This window comes from Burkholderia sp. GbtcB21 (assembly GCF_019091065.1).
In the GTDB taxonomy this organism is placed as follows: Bacteria; Pseudomonadota; Gammaproteobacteria; order Burkholderiales; family Burkholderiaceae; genus Burkholderia; species Burkholderia pyrrocinia_C.
The window spans coordinates 415,102-430,327 of record NZ_JAGXKA010000005.1 but is presented as its reverse complement, the minus strand read 5'-3'; the positions used below and the strand labels follow the sequence as shown (position 1 = coordinate 430,327).

General features: G+C 66.1%; 13 protein-coding genes and 1 pseudogene. 10 read left to right on the top strand and 4 right to left on the bottom strand.

Translation table 11 applies throughout. The features are described from left to right. Positions 1 to 237: 237 nt before the first annotated feature. Genes thrC through KVT39_RS15255 form a run of 3 tightly spaced genes read right to left on the bottom strand, consistent with a single transcriptional unit; the run spans position 238 to position 4,320 of the window. Complete coding sequence (gene thrC, locus KVT39_RS15265) at positions 238 to 1,689, bottom strand: threonine synthase (RefSeq protein ID WP_217589488.1); 1,452 nt, start codon at positions 1,687 to 1,689, stop codon at positions 238 to 240. Between the two features lie 10 nt (positions 1,690 to 1,699). After that, entirely contained in the window at positions 1,700 to 3,028 is a 1,329-nt protein-coding gene (locus KVT39_RS15260; protein WP_034181249.1) for a homoserine dehydrogenase, read from the bottom strand. A 53-nt stretch (positions 3,029 to 3,081) separates the two neighbouring features. After that, positions 3,082 to 4,320, bottom strand: coding sequence for a pyridoxal phosphate-dependent aminotransferase (locus KVT39_RS15255; RefSeq protein WP_217589486.1), 1,239 nt, complete (start codon positions 4,318 to 4,320; stop codon positions 3,082 to 3,084). Between the two features lie 316 nt (positions 4,321 to 4,636). Here KVT39_RS15255 and KVT39_RS15250 point away from each other — a divergent pair, with 316 nt between their 5' ends. The 9 genes from KVT39_RS15250 to KVT39_RS15210 all read left to right on the top strand — a co-directional run bounded on the left by KVT39_RS15250 (position 4,637) and on the right by KVT39_RS15210 (position 12,998). Then, positions 4,637 to 5,011: an Mth938-like domain-containing protein gene (locus KVT39_RS15250; protein ID WP_034181247.1), complete on the top strand. Its 375-nt coding sequence runs from the start codon at positions 4,637 to 4,639 to the stop codon at positions 5,009 to 5,011. A 123-nt stretch (positions 5,012 to 5,134) separates the two neighbouring features. Beyond that, positions 5,135 to 6,811 carry a glycosyltransferase family 39 protein gene (locus KVT39_RS15245; protein WP_034181246.1) on the top strand — a complete coding sequence of 559 codons (1,677 nt, stop codon included), beginning with the start codon at positions 5,135 to 5,137 and terminating at the stop codon, positions 6,809 to 6,811. Between the two features lie 13 nt (positions 6,812 to 6,824). Further along, positions 6,825 to 7,196, top strand: coding sequence for an SMR family transporter (locus KVT39_RS15240; protein ID WP_034181245.1), 372 nt, complete (start codon positions 6,825 to 6,827; stop codon positions 7,194 to 7,196). Between the two features lie 131 nt (positions 7,197 to 7,327). After that, positions 7,328 to 8,479 (top strand): DegT/DnrJ/EryC1/StrS aminotransferase family protein, encoded by a 1,152-nt coding sequence (locus KVT39_RS15235; RefSeq protein WP_034181244.1) that lies wholly within the window; start codon positions 7,328 to 7,330, stop codon positions 8,477 to 8,479. A 6-nt stretch (positions 8,480 to 8,485) separates the two neighbouring features. Beyond that, positions 8,486 to 9,523: a glycosyltransferase gene (locus KVT39_RS15230; RefSeq protein ID WP_034181243.1), complete on the top strand. Its 1,038-nt coding sequence runs from the start codon at positions 8,486 to 8,488 to the stop codon at positions 9,521 to 9,523. Then, the gene (locus tag KVT39_RS15225) at positions 9,520 to 10,467 is read left to right on the top strand and encodes a formyltransferase (RefSeq protein WP_217589484.1); all 948 of its coding nucleotides are present in this window, start codon (positions 9,520 to 9,522) and stop codon (positions 10,465 to 10,467) included. The genes KVT39_RS15230 and KVT39_RS15225 overlap by 4 nt, the downstream gene beginning before the upstream one ends. Beyond that, positions 10,464 to 11,519, top strand: a complete 1,056-nt coding sequence (locus tag KVT39_RS15220; RefSeq protein WP_051983717.1) for a bifunctional UDP-4-keto-pentose/UDP-xylose synthase — start codon at positions 10,464 to 10,466, stop codon at positions 11,517 to 11,519. Before KVT39_RS15225 ends, KVT39_RS15220 begins: the two co-directional genes overlap by 4 nt. A 13-nt stretch (positions 11,520 to 11,532) precedes the next feature. After that, positions 11,533 to 12,429 (top strand): polysaccharide deacetylase family protein, encoded by an 897-nt coding sequence (locus tag KVT39_RS15215; RefSeq protein ID WP_034181241.1) that lies wholly within the window; start codon positions 11,533 to 11,535, stop codon positions 12,427 to 12,429. A gap of 107 nt (positions 12,430 to 12,536) precedes the next feature. After that, complete coding sequence (locus KVT39_RS15210) at positions 12,537 to 12,998, top strand: peroxiredoxin (RefSeq protein ID WP_006756046.1); 462 nt, start codon at positions 12,537 to 12,539, stop codon at positions 12,996 to 12,998. Positions 12,999 to 13,190: 192 nt separating this feature from the next. Here the strand turns inward: KVT39_RS15210 and KVT39_RS38020 are convergent. Next, positions 13,191 to 13,429 (bottom strand): annotated as a pseudogene (locus tag KVT39_RS38020) (hypothetical protein); the annotation flags it as partial. On the opposite strand from KVT39_RS38020, the gene KVT39_RS15205 reads away from it, so the two are divergent. After that, on the top strand, positions 13,331 to 15,133 hold the full coding sequence (locus KVT39_RS15205) for a PhoH family protein (protein WP_034181240.1): 1,803 nt from the start codon (positions 13,331 to 13,333) through the stop codon (positions 15,131 to 15,133). The pseudogene KVT39_RS38020 and the gene KVT39_RS15205 overlap by 99 nt on opposite strands. Positions 15,134 to 15,226: the final 93 nt, after the last annotated feature.

The window sequence follows — 15,226 nt, the reverse complement described above, 5'->3', positions numbered from 1 at the left end:
CGATATGGCCGACATGCGAGAACTGTGATCGTCGTGGACGCGCGGGTCTGGCACCTGCGGGTCTGGCACCTGTTTCGTGCGACGTTCGACTGCAGACGCGCGGCGGGCTGCCGAACGCCTGCATATCGCAGTACCGCTGCACCGCACCGCCAAACGAAACGGCCGGAACCCCGATCCGTTCGACGAATCGGCATTCCGGCCGTCCTGCGCGGCCGGGCCCGCGGGCCCGGCCGCGCGTCACGCGCCCGTATGCGCGGCGATGAAATCCTTCACCTGCTGCGCGTCGGCCTTCACGACCTCGAAGCGCTGCGGCAGCGCCTCGAGCCCGTCGAATGCGGCCGGCCGCTCGGCTTCGCGATCGAGCGCTTCACGGATCGTCTCGCCGAACTTGATCGGCTGCGCCGTCTCGAGCACGACCATCGGCACGCCTGCGTCGAGATGCTCGCGCGCAACCTTCACGCCGTCGGCCGTGTGCGTATCGATCATCGTGTCGTAGCGCGAGAACACGTCGCGGATCGTCGCGATGCGGTCCGTATGGCTGCTGCGGCCCGACACGAAGCCGAACTCCGCGACGCGCGCGAAATCGCCGCTCGCCGCGAGATCGAAGCCGCCCTTCTCCTCGACGTCGCGGAACAGCTGCATCACGCGCGCCGGATCGCGGCCTAGCAGGTCGAACACGAAGCGCTCGAAGTTCGACGCCTTCGAGATGTCCATGCTCGGGCTGCTCGTGTGATACGTATTCTCGGCGCTGCGCACGCGATACGCGCCCGTGCGGAAGAACTCGTCGAGCACGTCGTTCTCGTTGGTCGCGACCACGAGCTTCGCGATCGGCAACCCCATCATCCGCGCGATGTGGCCCGCACACACGTTGCCGAAGTTGCCCGACGGCACCGTGAACGACACGCGCTCGTCGTTGGACTGCGTCGCCGCGAAATAGCCCTTGAAGTAGTACACGACCTGCGCGACGACGCGCGCCCAGTTGATCGAGTTGACCGTGCCGATCTTCCGCTGCGCCTTGAACGCGTGATCGTTCGACACGGCCTTCACGATGTCCTGGCAGTCGTCGAACACGCCTTCGACCGCGAGGTTGAAGATGTTCGGATCCTGCAGGCTGAACATCTGGGCCGTCTGGAACGCGCTCATCTTCTTGTGCGGCGACAGCATGAACACGCGCACGCCGGCCTTGCCGCGCATCGCATATTCGGCCGCGCTGCCCGTGTCGCCCGACGTCGCGCCGAGAATGTTCAGCGCTTCGCCGTGCTTCGCGAGCGTGTACTCGAACAGGTTGCCGAGCAGCTGCATCGCCATGTCCTTGAACGCGAGCGTCGGGCCGTTCGACAGTTCGAGCAGCGAGATCGGCGCGCCGTTCTCGGTGCCGAGCGTCTTCAGCGGCGTGATGTCGGCTGCGTTCTCGCCGTGGCGCGTGTTGCTGTACACGTCGGCCGTGTACGTGCGGCGCGTGATCGCACGCAGGTCGTCGGCCGGCACGTCGTCGCAGAACTTCGACAGGATCTCGAATGCGAGATCCGCGTACGGCAGCGCGCGCCAGCGCGCGAGCTCGTCGGCGGACACCTTCGGATACTCGGCCGGCAGGTACAGTCCGCCGTCCTTCGCGAGGCCGCCGAGCAGGATGTCGGAGAACGTATGGCGCTCGCCGAAGCCGGCGCCGCGCGTGGAGATGTAGTTCATGTCTTCCGCCTCAGTTCAGCGCTTCCATGCGCAGCTTCGTCACCTTCGACACGACCGTCGCGAGGCTTTCGATTTGCGCAATCGCCGCGTTGACGTTCTTCTCGAGCGTCTCGTGCGTGATCAGGATGATGTCGGTCTCGCCGTTCGCACCGTCGACCTGCTCCGATTCCTTCTGCAGCAGCGCGTCGATCGAAATGCCCGATTCGGCGAGGATGCGCGTGATGTTGGCGAGCACGCCGGTCTGGTCGGCCACCCGCAGGCGCAGGTAGTAGCCGCTCGTGACTTCCTCGATCGGCAGGATCGGCGTGTTCGACAGGCTGTCGGGCTGGAACGCGAGGTGCGGCACGCGATGCTCGGGGTCGGCCGTATGCAGGCGCGTGACGTCGACGAGATCGGCGACCACCGCCGACGCGGTCGGCTCCGCGCCCGCGCCCTTGCCGTAGTACAGCGTCGTGCCGACCGCGTCGCCGTGCACGACGACCGCGTTCATCGCGCCTTCGACGTTCGCGAGCAGGCGCTTTTCCGGGATCAGCGTCGGGTGCACGCGCAGCTCGATGCCGTTTTCGGCGCGGCGCGCGATGCCGAGCAGCTTGATCCGGTAGCCGAGTTCTTCCGCGTAGCGGATGTCGGTTGCGTCGAGCTTGCTGATGCCCTCGACGTACGCGCGGTCGAACTGCACCGGCACGCCGAACGCGATCGCGCTCATGATCGTCGCCTTGTGCGCGGCGTCGATGCCTTCGATGTCGAAGGTCGGATCGGCTTCCGCGTAGCCGAGCTCCTGCGCGGCCTTCAGCGCGGTCGCGAAGTCGAGCCCGCGGTCGCGCATTTCCGACAGGATGTAGTTCGTCGTGCCGTTGATGATGCCCGCGATGTACTGGATGCGGTTCGCGGTCAGGCCTTCGCGCAGCGCCTTGATGATCGGGATGCCGCCAGCGACGGCCGCCTCGAACGCGACCATCACGCCCTTCGCGCGCGCGGCCTCGAAGATCTCGGTGCCGTGCACCGCGAGCAGCGCCTTGTTCGCCGTCACGACATGCTTGCCGTTCGCGATCGCGCGCAGCACGAGCTCGCGCGCGATGCCGGTGCCGCCGATCATCTCGGCGATGATCGCGATCGACGGATCGTCGACCACCGAATTGAAATCGTCGGTGATCTGCGCGGCGCCGGCGTCGCCGCCGAGCGCAGCCTGCGCCTTGGCCGGGTTGCGCACGGCAATGCGCGTCACCTCGATGCCGCGCCCCGCGCGTCGCTTGATTTCTTCCTGGTTGCGGCGCAGCACCGTGAAGGTGCCGCTGCCCACCGTGCCGAAGCCCAACAGGCCAACTTTGATCGGTTCCATGCTGCGTGTGATCGATGAGTAAGAAGTAATGGGTTCCGTGTGGTCCTGCCCGCTCAGGCCGAATGGCGCTTGCGGTAGCCGTCGAGGAAGCGTGCGATCCGGTTGATCGAATCGGTCAGGTCGTCGAGGTTCGGCAGGAAGACCACGCGGAAGTGGTCCGGCGTCGCCCAGTTGAAACCCGTGCCCTGCACGAGCAGCACGCGCTCTTCGAGCAGCAGGTCGAGTATGAACTGCTGGTCGTTCTGGATCGGATAGATTTTCGGATCGAGGCGCGGGAACATGTACAGCGCGGCCTGCGGCTTCACGCAGGTCACGCCCGGAATCGACGTGAGCATGTCGTACGCGAGCTCGCGCTGCTTGTACAGGCGCCCGCTCGGCACGATCAGCTCGTTGATGCTCTGGTAGCCGCCGAGCGCCGTCTGGATCGCGAACTGCCCCGGCACGTTCGCGCACAGGCGCATCGACGACAGGATGCCGAGCCCCTCGAGGTAGTCCTTCGCGCGCCGGCGGTTGTCGCCGCCGAGGCCCGACACGGCCATCCAGCCCGCGCGGTAGCCGCACGAGCGATAGCTCTTCGACAGGCTGTTGAACGTGACGGTGATCACGTCCTCCGACAGCGAGCCCATCGCCGTGTGCTCGAGGCCGTCGTAGACAATCTTGTCGTAGACCTCGTCGGCAAACACGATCAGCCCGTGCTGGCGCGCGATCTCGAGCAGGTCCAGCAGCAATTCGTCGGAATAAAGCGCGCCCGTCGGGTTGTTCGGGTTGATCACGACGATCGCCTTCGTGTTCGGCGTGATCTTGCGGCGGATGTCGTCGAGATCGGGCATCCACGCGTTCTGCTCGTCGCACACGTAGTGCACGGGCGTGCCGCCCGACAGGCTCACCGCGGCCGTCCACAGCGGGTAGTCGGGCGCGGGCAGCAGTACTTCGTCGCCGTCGTTCAGCAGCGCCTGGGTCGCCATCACGATCAGCTCGGACGCGCCGTTGCCGATGTAGATGTCGTCGAGGCCGACGCCCACGACGCCCTTTTCCTGCGTGTAGTGCATCACGGCCTTGCGGGCCGAGAACACGCCCTTCGAATCCGAATAGCCCGACGACGCCGGCAGGTTGCGGATCATGTCCTGGATGATCTCGTCCGGTGCGTCGAAGCCGAACGGCGCGAGGTTGCCGATGTTCAGCTTGATGATGCGGTGGCCTTCTTCCTCGAGGCGCTTCGCGTGCTCGAGCACCGGGCCACGGATGTCGTAGCAGACGTTGAGCAGCTTGTTCGACTTCTGAATCGGTTTCACGACGACACGGTTCCTGGGTTGGCCTTGCGGCCGGGGGGACGGGATCAAAACTGGAAAGCGGCCGGTCTGTGCGCGCTGTCTAGACTGGGAAAAAGCGGGCGATCGGGCGCGGCTTGTGGCAGCGCGCGATGCAAGTGGCGCCCGGGGGCGACCAAAAAGTTATAATTTAGCGGATTTTGGCCGACTTTCGCAATGCACCATAGCCGCGCCGGGCCCGCGCCGTCAGGCGTCCCGCGTGCACAGGCGCGCGAAACCAGCCGCCCCGGGCCCGTGCGGCCCTGCAACACATTCCCCTACGGAACCGCGGAATACCGATTTGAAACTGCACCAGGACGCGAGCGGCGCGCTCAACACCGTCACCGGCTACGGCCCCGATTATGTCGACGTCAATCTCGAACGCCATGAAACGAGCGTCATCGTGCTGCCCGGCGCGCCGGTCCAGGCATGGCCCGTGTCGTCGTTCGACGCGCTCGCGCCCGAGCATTTCGCGATGCTGCTCGACCCGACGCCCGAACTCGTGATCTTCGGCAGCGGCGCGCGGCTGCGCTTCCCGCACCCGCGGCTGGTCGCCGCGCTCACGGCCAGGCGGATCGGCGTCGAGACGATGGATTTCCAGGCCGCGTGCCGCACCTACAACATCCTGATGGCCGAGGGCCGCAAGGTCGCCGCTGCGCTCTTAATTGAACGTTAATCCCCGATGCGGTAAAACTCGGGCCGGCGCAGCGGGTCGATCCCCGGATCGGCCCGGCCAGGCCGCCCGCCCCCGGCGCAACTCGCCGGCGGCCCGTCACAACAACCAACAGGCTGAAAACCCATGAACGATACGCCGTCGAGGCTACCGCTCAATCGCATCACGCTCGTCCTCCTGCTCGTCGCGCTCGCGATCGTCTGGTTCGCGCCACTCGGGCTGCGCCACCTGATCCCGAGCGACGAAGGCCGCTACGCGGAGATGGCGCGCGAGATGTTCGTCACCGGCGACTGGATCACGCCGCGCTACAACGGCTACAAGTATTTCGAGAAGCCGCCGCTGCAGACCTGGCTGAACGCGCTGACGTTCGCATGGTTCGGCATCGGCGAATGGCAGGCGCGCCTCTACACGGCCGTCGTGAGCTTCGCCGGCGTGCTGCTCGTCGGCTTCACCGGCGCGCGCCTGTTCAACCCGCTGTCGGGCTTCCTCGCGGCCGTCGTGCTCGCGAGCTCGCCGTACTGGAACCTGATGGGCCACTTCAACGCGCTCGACATGGGGCTCGCGTTCTGGATGGCGCTGTCGCTGTGCTCGCTGCTGCTCGCGCAGCGGCCCGGGCTGCGCCCGGCCGCGGCGCGCGGCTGGATGTGGGCGTGCTGGGCCGCGATGGCGTTCGCGGTGCTGTCCAAGGGCCTCGTCGGCCTGATCCTGCCCGGCGCCGTGCTCGTGCTCTACACGCTGATCGCGCGCGACTGGGCGCTGTGGAAGCGCCTGTATCTCGTCAGCGGCCTCGTGATCTTCTTCGCGATCGTCACGCCGTGGTTCGTGCTCGTCCAGCAGCGCAACCCCGAGTTCTTCAACTTCTTCTTCATCGTCCAGCAGTTCCGCCGCTACCTGACCCCGGAACAGAACCGCCCGGGACCGCTGTACTACTTCGTGCCGGTGCTGCTGGTCGGCTTCCTGCCGTGGCTGTCGGTCGCGTGGCAGAGCATCCGCCATGCGCTGCGGATGCCGCGCCAGCCGAACGGCTTCTCGCCGATGCTCGTGCTGCTGATCTGGAGCGCGTTCATCTTCCTGTTCTTCAGCGCGTCGCATTCGAAGCTGATCTCGTATGTGCTGCCGATCGCGCCGGCGCTCGCGCTGATCATCGGCGCGTACCTGCCGCTGGTGTCGGCCGACCGGTTCCGCCGCCACCTGCTCGGCTACCTCGTGTTCTTCGTCGCCGCGGCATTCGGGATCATCTTCCTCGCGTACCAGGGCGATGCCCGCACGCCGAACGCGCTGTACCGCGCGTTCCAGATGTGGCTGTACGCGGGCCTCGCGATCGCGGCCGCGCTGACGCTCGCGGCCGCGTGGCTGAACCGCCGCGCGGGCGTGGCCGCCGCGATCGCCGCGTTCGGCGCCGCCTGGCTCGCGTTCGGCACGATCGGCGGCACCGGGCACGACGAGTTCGGCCGCTACAGCTCGGGCGCGCAACTCGCGCCCGCCGTGCGCGCCGAACTGGCGAAGCTGCCGCCCGACACGCCGTTCTACTCGATCGAGATGCTCGATCACACGTTCCCGTTCTATATGGGCCACACGACGATCATGGTCCAGCGTCAGGACGAACTCGCGTTCGGGATCTCGGTGGAGCCGAACAAATGGATTCCGACCGTCAACGAATGGATCACGCGCTGGAAACAGGAAACCCATGCGCTCGCGATCATGCCGCCCGGCCAGTACGACGCGCTGGTCAAGCAAGGCGTGCCGATGCGCGTGATCGCGCGCGACAACCGCCGCGTGATCGTCGAGAAACCGCAATCGTAAGGACGCCCGCCGCATGAATCCCGTTTCGTTCGTCTGCATCATCACCGGCGTGATGCTCAACGCCTGTGCGCAACTTCTGCTGAAAGCCGGCGTCAACGCCGTTGGACACTTCGAATTCAGCCGTGCGAACATCATCCCGGTCGGCCTGAAGATCGCGACCCAGCTGCCGATCATCGGCGGCCTGAGCTGCTACGTGCTGAGCGTCGTCGTCTGGATCCTCGGGTTGTCGCGGGTCGACGTGTCGATCGCGTACCCGATGCTGTCGCTCGGCTACGTCGTCAACGCATTCGCGGCCTGGTACCTGTTCGGCGAGGTGTTGTCGGTCCAGCGGCTCGTCGGCATCGGCATCATTTTGATCGGGGTGCTCGTGCTTGCACGAAGCTGAGCATGCCTCGCGGCGTTAAGCGTCTGCCTACAAAAAATCACGGTACGAATCCGCCAACCGGTGTTTAATGCCGGTTTCGGACGGGATTGCCCGACCCTTTTATTACACGCCATTACAGGCCAAAAGCGTTCATGAGCCAGACTACCGCTCCGTTTCTGCCGTTCACCCGCCCCGAGATCGATGAGGAAACCATCCAGGGCGTCGTCGAAGTGCTGCGCTCGGGCTGGATCACCACCGGCCCGCAGTGCCAGAAATTCGAAGCGGCACTGTCCGAATACTGCGGCGGCCGTCCGGTCCGCGCGTTCAACTCGGGCACCTGCACGCTCGAGATCGGCCTGCGCATCGCGGGCGTCGGCGCCGGCGACGAGGTGATCACGACGCCGGCGTCGTGGGTCTCGACCAGCAACGTGATCCTCGAGACGGGCGCGACACCCGTGTTCGCGGACATCGATCCCGTCACGCGCAACATCGACCTCGACAAGCTCGAGCAGGCGATCACGCCGCGCACGAAGGCGATCATCCCCGTCTACCTGGCCGGCCTGCCGGTCGACATGGACCGCCTGTACGCGATCGCGCGCGCGCACAACCTGCGCGTGATCGAAGATGCGGCGCAGGCGCTCGGCTCGACGTGGAACGGCAAGCGCATCGGCGCGTTCGGCGACATCGTGTCGTTCAGCTTCCACGCGAACAAGAACCTGACGACGATCGAAGGCGGCGCACTCGTGCTGAACAACGAGGACGAAGCGACGCTCGCGCAGAAGTACCGGCTGCAGGGCATCACGCGCACGGGCTTCGACGGGATGGACTGCGACGTGCTCGGCGGCAAGTACAACCTGACCGACGTCGCCGCGCGCGTCGGCCTCGGCCAACTGCCGCACCTCGAGCGCTTCACCGCGCAGCGCCGTGCGCTCGCGCGCGCGTATTTCGCCGCGTTCGACGGCGGCCCGGCCGCGAAGCTCGGCGTCGGCCTGCCGGTCGCCGAATTCGAGAACGGCAACTGGCACATGTTCCAGATCACGCTGCCGCTCGAGCGGCTGTCGATCCCGCGCGCCGAGTTCATGGCGCAAATGAAGGAACGCGGCATCGGCACGGGCATCCACTACCCGGCGATCCATCTTTTCACGCTGTATCGTGCGCGCGGCTTCAAGGAGGGCATGTTCCCCCACGCCGAACGGTACGGCGCGTCGACCGTCACGCTGCCGCTGTTCACGCAGATGACGGAGGGCGACGTGCGTCGCGTGGTCGACGCCATCAACCAGATTTGTGAACAATACGGAAAATAAGCGTACATGAGTCACCTTGAAGCACGCGCCGGGCATCCGGGCGCCGGGCACCTGGACGCCGGCCGGCCCGAAGTATCGGTCATCATCCCCGTGTACAACGAGGAAGACGGCCTCGCCGCGCTGTTCGCGCGGCTGTATCCGGCGCTCGACGCACTCGACACGTCATACGAAGTGATCCTGATCAACGACGGCAGCCGCGACCGCTCGGCCGCGATGCTCGCCGACCAGTTCCACGTGCGCCCCGACACGACGCGCGTCGTGCTGCTCAACGGCAACTACGGCCAGCACATGGCGATCCTCGCGGGCTTCGCGCAATCGCGCGGCGAGATCGTCATCACGCTCGACGCCGACCTGCAGAATCCGCCCGAGGAAATCGGCAAGCTGATCGCGAAGATGCGCGAGGGCTACGACTACGTCGGCTCGATCCGCAAGCAGCGCCAGGACAGCCTGTGGCGGCGCAAGGCGTCGCAGATGATGAACCGGCTGCGCGAGCGCATCACGCGCATCAAGATGACCGACCAGGGCTGCATGCTGCGCGCGTACAGCCGCCGCATCATCGACACGATCAACGTGTGCGGCGAAGTCAACACGTTCATCCCCGCGCTCGCCTATACGTTCGCGCAGAAGCCGACCGAAATCGAGGTCGCGCACGAGGAGCGCTTCGCAGGCGAGTCGAAGTACTCGCTGTACAGCCTGATCCGGCTGAACTTCGACCTCGTGACGGGCTTCTCGGTCGTACCGCTGCAGTGGCTGTCGTTCATCGGCGTGATCCTGTCGCTCGGCTCCGCCGCGCTGTTCGTGCTGCTGCTCGTGCGGCGCTTCATCGTCGGCGCGGAAGTGCAAGGCGTGTTCACGCTGTTCGCGATCACGTTCTTCCTGCTCGGCGTGATCATCTTCGCGCTCGGCCTGCTCGGCGAATACGTCGGCCGCATCTACCAGCAGGTGCGCGCACGGCCGCGCTACCTGATCCAGGCCGTGCTCGAGCAGCACGACGGCATGCCGGCGGTGCCGGCCGGCGCGAACCGCACGGGAGCCGCGCAATGAAGCCGCGCGCGGTCGTCTTCGCGTATCACAACGTCGGCGTGCGGTGCCTGCAGGTGCTGCTCGCGCGCGGCGTCGACGTCGCGCTCGTCGTCACGCACGAGGACAACCCGAACGAGAACATCTGGTTCGGCAGCGTCGCGTCCGTCGCGGCCGAGCACGGCATTCCGGTCGTCACGCCGGCCGATCCTGCCGATCCGGCGCTGCGCCGCGCGGTATCGGACGCGCAGCCGGAGTTCATCTTCTCGTTCTACTACCGGCACATGCTGCCGGTGGACCTGCTCGCGATCGCGCCGCGCGGCGCGTACAACATGCACGGTTCGCTGCTGCCGAAATACCGGGGTCGGGTACCGACCAACTGGGCCGTGCTGAACGGAGAGACCGAAACCGGCGCGACGCTGCACGAAATGGCCGCGAAGCCCGACGCGGGCGCGATCATCGGCCAGACCGCGGTGCCGATCCTGCCGGACGACACGGCCACGCAGGTGTTCGACAAGGTCACGGTGGCCGCCGAGCAGACGCTCTGGCGCGTGCTGCCCGCGCTGCTCGCGGGCGAGGCGGCGCACCTGCCGAACGATCTCGCGACCGGCAGCTATTTCGGCGGGCGCAAGCCCGAGGACGGCCGCGTCGACTGGTCGAAGCCGGCAGCGCAGGTCTACAACCTGGTGCGCGCGGTGGCGCCGCCGTATCCGGGCGCGTTCACGGACGTCGGCGGCACGCGTTTCGTGATCGCGCGCGCGCGTCTCGCGGCGCCCGGCAGCGCGGCAGCGGCCGCCGCGGCGGATTTGCCGCCCGGCCTGCACGTAAGCGATAATGCGCTATTCGGCGTCTGCGGCGACAGCCGCGCCCTATCCATTCTCGAGCTGTGGCAGCAGCGCGACGGCAGCGAAACCGTCGTGACGCCCGCGGAATTCGCGCAGTTCATTCATTCTTCCCGTCATTCATGAAAGCAAAAAAAGTCCTGATCCTGGGTGTGAACGGCTTCATCGGCCATCACCTGTCGAAGCGCATTCTTGAAACCACCGATTGGGAAGTGTTCGGCATGGACATGCAGACCGATCGGCTCGGCGACCTCGTCAACCACGAGCGGATGCATTTCTTCGAAGGCGACATCACGATCAACAAGGAGTGGGTCGAGTATCACGTGAAGAAGTGCGACGTGATCCTGCCGCTCGTCGCGATCGCGACGCCCGCCACCTACGTCCAGCAGCCGCTGCGCGTGTTCGAGCTCGACTTCGAGGCGAACCTGCCGATCGTGCGTTCGGCCGTCAAGTACGGCAAGCACCTCGTGTTCCCGTCGACCTCCGAGGTCTACGGCATGTGCTCGGACGAGCAGTTCGACCCGGACGCGTCCGCCCTTACCTACGGCCCGATCAACAAGCCGCGCTGGATCTACGCGTGCTCGAAGCAGTTGATGGACCGCGTGATCTGGGGTTACGGGATGGAAGGCCTGAACTTTACGCTGTTCCGTCCGTTCAACTGGATCGGCCCGGGCCTCGACTCGATCTACACGCCGAAGGAAGGCAGCTCGCGCGTCGTCACGCAGTTCCTCGGCCACATCGTGCGCGGCGAGAACATCAGCCTCGTCGACGGCGGCTCGCAGAAGCGCGCGTTCACCGACATCGGCGACGGCATCAGCGCGCTGATGAAGATCATCGAGAACAAGAACGGCGTCGCATCGGGCAAGATCTACAACATCGGGAATCCGAAGAACAACTTCTCGGTTCGCGAGCTCGCGCACAAGATGCTCGAACTGGCGGCGGAATTCCCCGAGTACGCCGATTCGGCCAAGCAGGTGAAGCTCGTCGAGACGACGTCCGGCGCCTACTACGGCAACGGCTACCAGGACGTGCAGAACCGCGTGCCGAAGATCGACAACACGATGCAGGAACTCGGCTGGGCGCCGCAAGCGACGTTCGACGACGCGCTGCGCAACATCTTCGAGGCGTATCGCGGCCACGTCGCCGACGCGCGCGCGCTCGTCGAACAGCAAGGCTGATCGGGACGCTCGCTTGGCTCGCATCGTCCTCAAGATCGACGTCGACACGCTGCGCGGCACGCGCGAAGGCGTGCCGAACCTCGCGCGCATCTTCGACCGCTTCAGTGCGCGCGCGACCTTCCTCTTCAGCCTCGGGCCCGATCACACGGGCTGGGCGCTGCGGCGCGTGTTCCGCCCCGGCTTCCTGAAGAAAGTGTCGCGCACGTCGGTGGTCGAGCACTACGGCGTGAAGCAGCTGATGTACGGCGTGCTGCTGCCGGGCCCCGACATCGGCCGCCGTGCGATCTCCGACATGCGCGCGATCCACGAGGCCGGCTTCGAATGCGGGATCCACACATGGGATCACGTGTACTGGCAGGACAACGTCCGCGTGCGCGATCGCGACTGGACCGCGCGTGAAATGCAGAAGAGCCACGCGCGCTTCATCGAGATCTTCGGCACGCCGCCCGTCACGCACGGCGCGGCCGGCTGGCAGATGAACGACTCCGCGTTCGAGCAGATCGACGCATGGGGGATGCGCTACGCATCCGACGGCCGCGGCCATTCGCCGTACCTGCCCGTCGTCGGCGGCCGCACGCTGTCGCACGTGCAGATGCCGACGACGCTGCCCACGCTCGACGAAGTGCTCGGCATCGACGGCGTCGACACGCACAACGTCGCCGCGCACATCCTCAGGTTCACCGAAACCAATCCGCACGACCAGGTGTTCACGCTGCACGCGGAACTGGAAGGCCAGAAGCTCGCGCCCGTGTTCGAGCAACTGCTCGCCGGCTGGCGCGCGCAAGGCCACACGTTTGCGACGATGGGCGACTACCACGCGACGCTGGACCGCGACTCGCTGCCATCGTACCCTGTCACGTGGGGCGAAATCCCCGGCCGCTCCGGCGAACTGATCGTCCAGCCCGACTGAGTTCGCACGCGAGCCGGCGTCGCCCGCCGCGCCCTTGCGGCGCGCTGCCGCGACGCCCCGCCGAACCGCGTCGCAGCGGCGCCTTTCCATAACAACAGGAGAAACACGTGTCTGTCGAAGTTGACCGTCAAGTTCCCGATTTCACCGCACCGGCCACGGGCGGCGACATTTCGCTGTCCGACCTGAAGGGCAAGAAGCTCGTGCTGTACTTCTATCCGAAGGACAACACGCCGGGCTGCACGACCGAAGGGCTGCAGTTCCGCGATCTCTATCCGAAGTTCAAGAAAGCCGGTGCGGAAGTCATCGGCGTGTCGCGCGACAGCCTGCGCTCGCATGACAATTTCAAGGCAAAGCTCGAACTGCCGTTCCCGCTGATCTCCGATGCCGACGAAGCGCTGTGCGCGCTGTTCGATGTCATCAAGATGAAGAAAATGTATGGCAAGGAAGTGCGCGGAATCGAGCGCTCGACGTTCCTGATCGACGCCGACGGCGTACTGCGTCAGGCATGGCGCGGCATCAAGGTGCCGGGGCATGTGGACGACGTGCTAAGTGCTGTACAAGCGCTTTGAGGCGCGTTATATTGGGCCGCAATGAATGCCAGTTCGCCCCATATTTCTCGTAGCTGCGCCGGTGCTCGATGCGATGCTTCCCGGCACCTGACGCGCATCACGACGGTATCAGCCGAGCCGCATGCCCCTGTCGACGGGGCAGCGGCTTTTTTTATGGATTGCGCGCCGGCCCTCGGTCCGGCCCTCACCCCGTCAAGGAGCTGATCGACACTTAGGCGAACCGGCTAGACGAAATTCCTGTGCGCCACCGCGCGCAAACTGCATGCGTCTACGTCACGCAGGATGCGATCAGCGGCGCACGCCTTGCGACACGATTCCTCCCGAGGGACACCATGCCTTTGCCTACTCCCCCCAGCAAGCTCGGCAGCCTTCTGCCGCCCGACGAATACAAGGCGAAAGCGCGGCCCGCGAAAGCCGCGAAGAAATCCGCCGAAGGGGACGCATCCACAGCCGGTGACTATGGTCCGGCCAGCGTGGCCCAACCGATGATCGAAGCCGCGAACACGGCCGCGCCGCTGCGCGCCGTCGCGTCTTCGGCGCAAGATGCCGCGAGCGCACCCGCACGCGGCCGCAAGACCAGACAGACGGCCGCACTGTTGCAGCCGATGCCGGCGCCCGCCGCACCCGCGGCGCCGGTCGTCGCGCGCAACGACAAGCCGGCCGCCGACAAACCGGCCGCGGCTCCCGCGCGCGATGCCGGTGCGGCGACGAAATCGCGCGGCCGCAAGCCCGCCGACGCCGAACTGCAGAAACTGTTCGTGCTCGACACCAACGTGCTGATGCACGACCCGAGCAGCCTCTTCCGCTTCGAGGAACACGACGTCTATCTGCCGATGATGACGCTCGAGGAACTCGACAACCACAAGAAGGGGATGTCCGAAGTCGCGCGCAACGCACGCCAGGTCAGCCGCACGCTCGACGCACTCGTCGCCGATGCGGGCGCGATCACGGCCGGCATCCCGCTGTCGCGCCTCGGCAGCCGCGAGGCGCTCGGCCGCCTGTACTTCCAGACGAAGCTCGCCGACATCGCACCCGTCGAAGGCTTGCCCACCGGCAAGGCGGACAACCAGATCCTCGGCGTCGTGCGCGCGCTGCAGCGCGACCGGCCCGACCGTCAGGTCGTGCTGGTGTCGAAAGACATCAACATGCGGATCAAGGCGCACGCGCTCGGCCTGCCCGCGGAAGACTACTTCAACGACCAGGTGCTGGAGGACTCGGATCTCCTCTACAACGGCGTGCGCGAACTGCCGCAGGACTTCTGGACCAAGCACGCGAAGGGCATGGAGAGCTGGCAGGACACGAAGACGGGCACCACGTACTACCGCGTGACGGGCCCGCTCGTCGCGTCGATGCTCGTCAACGAGTTCGTCTATCTCGAGCCGCAGAACGGCGAACCGACGTTCCACGCGATCGTCCGCGAGCTGAACGGCAAGACGGCGCTGCTGCAGACGCTGCGCGACTACAGCCACCACAAGAACAACGTGTGGGGCATCACCGCGCGCAACCGCGAGCAGAACTTCGCGCTGAACCTGCTTATGAACCCCGAGATCGACTTCGTCACGCTGCTCGGCCAGGCCGGCACCGGCAAGACGCTCGTCGCGCTCGCGGCCGGCCTCGCGCAGGTGCTCGACGACAAGCGCTACAACGAGATCATCGTGACGCGCGCGACCGTGCCCGTCGGCGAGGACATCGGTTTCCTGCCCGGTACCGAAGAAGAGAAGATGCAGCCGTGGATGGGCGCATTCGACGACAACCTCGAAGTGCTGCAGAAGACCGACGACGCTGCCGGCGAATGGGGCCGTGCCGCGACGCAGGAACTGATCCGTTCGCGCCTGAAGGTGAAGAGCATGAACTTCATGCGCGGCCGCACGTTCGTCGACAAGTACCTGATCATCGACGAGGCGCAGAACCTGACGCCGAAGCAGATGAAGACGCTCGTCACGCGCGCGGGCCCCGGCACGAAGATCGTGTGCCTCGGCAACATCGCGCAGATCGACACGCCTTACCTGACCGAAGGCAGTTCGGGCCTGACCTACGTCGTCGACCGCTTCAAGGGCTGGGGCCACAGCGGCCACGTGACGCTCGCGCGCGGCGAACGCTCGCGGCTCGCCGACTACGCGTCGGACATCCTGTAACGCGGCAGGCCGGCCCACCCGCCGGCTTTCGACGCATCGCGGCGCTCCGTTTTCCGGAGCGCCGTTTTTATTTGGGGTCGAAAACTCAGGTAA

Coding starts and splice junctions, on each gene's coding strand:
- thrC (WP_217589488.1), bottom strand. CDS start 1,689: ATGAACTACATCTCCACGCGCGGCGCCGGCTTCGGCGAGCGCCATACG.
- KVT39_RS15260 (WP_034181249.1), bottom strand. CDS start 3,028: ATGGAACCGATCAAAGTTGGCCTGTTGGGCTTCGGCACGGTGGGCAGC.
- KVT39_RS15245 (WP_034181246.1), top strand. CDS start 5,135: ATGAACGATACGCCGTCGAGGCTACCGCTCAATCGCATCACGCTCGTC.
- KVT39_RS15240 (WP_034181245.1), top strand. CDS start 6,825: ATGAATCCCGTTTCGTTCGTCTGCATCATCACCGGCGTGATGCTCAAC.
- KVT39_RS15235 (WP_034181244.1), top strand. CDS start 7,328: ATGAGCCAGACTACCGCTCCGTTTCTGCCGTTCACCCGCCCCGAGATC.
- KVT39_RS15230 (WP_034181243.1), top strand. CDS start 8,486: ATGAGTCACCTTGAAGCACGCGCCGGGCATCCGGGCGCCGGGCACCTG.
- KVT39_RS15225 (WP_217589484.1), top strand. CDS start 9,520: ATGAAGCCGCGCGCGGTCGTCTTCGCGTATCACAACGTCGGCGTGCGG.
- KVT39_RS15220 (WP_051983717.1), top strand. CDS start 10,464: ATGAAAGCAAAAAAAGTCCTGATCCTGGGTGTGAACGGCTTCATCGGC.
- KVT39_RS15205 (WP_034181240.1), top strand. CDS start 13,331: ATGCCTTTGCCTACTCCCCCCAGCAAGCTCGGCAGCCTTCTGCCGCCC.